The following is a 965-nucleotide window of genomic DNA, read 5'->3' as shown; positions in this document are numbered from 1 at the left end:
ACTCGGCGGCGCAGGTGGGTGTTCGGTGGAACCCGGGAGCAGACCGTCGAGCCGGCGACCGGGCGTCCGCTTCGGCTGGAGGATGATCCCAACGCCAACCACTCGGTAGAGGGTCGGCATTTCTGGAATCCGCGTTTCCGCAACTCACCCGTCCAGGAAGTGTCCGAAACCGAGGTGACTGTCGACGATACGACGGACGTCACCCCTGCTACACAGGAACTGCCCGCGGCCGAGTCCAGCGATGTCGAGCAGACGACGGTGCCGGACCGCGTGGTGGCCGATGTGGCGTTGGCGGAGAGAGGAATCAAAGCCGCGGACCTGATGAGCCCGGCCGATCATCGGGTTCCGGTGGACCAGGCGGTGGACCGGGCCCGGGCGAATGCGCACTGGTGGGCCGGGTTGTCCGAGGCTCAACAGCGGGCATTGATCAAGGTGTATCCGCGTGAGGTGGGCAATGCCGAGGGCATTCCGCCAAAGGCCCGGCACGAGGCCAACACGAAGATGCTGCGCCGCTATCTGGATCATCGCGATCTTCTGCTGTCGCGTCGTGAAAACGGTGTCGCGCTCAACAAATTCGAGGCCGCTTACGTCGATCTGATGCACGAGATCGAGTCGGGTCTGCGGTCGGCCCAACGCAACGCCACCAGGCTCAATGTTGGCGGACCGTTCCTGCTGGCGCTGGATCCGCAGGCCTTCGGCGGGGCAGGACGCGCGATCGTCAGCTTCGGTGCTGATCCGTATACCGCGCAGTCGGTGTCCTGGTATGTGCCGGGGATGACGACCACGATCGGCAAGCTGCGGGCCATGACGATGCGCGCGGCCAACCTGCTGCAGTCGACACTGCAGGAGAACCCGGGCCTGTCGGCGGCCTCGATCACCTACATCGGCTACCGGGCGCCGGGCAGTTGGGATCCGCGGGTCGGTTTCCAGCGGATGGCGCAGAACGGTGGGCAGATCTTCGCCAC

1 protein-coding gene is annotated in these 965 nt (G+C 65.6%); it reads left to right on the top strand.

Features of this window, described 5'->3' with window-relative positions; translation table 11 throughout:
• The coding region (locus tag ABQF30_RS29520) for an alpha/beta hydrolase (protein ID WP_448470620.1) at window positions 1–965 on the top strand (965 nt) is incomplete at both ends.

The sequence above is a fragment of the Mycolicibacterium sp. XJ870 genome (assembly GCF_053483975.1).
Note: the sequence above shows the minus strand (reverse complement) of the source record. Positions and strands in the feature narration are given on the sequence as shown.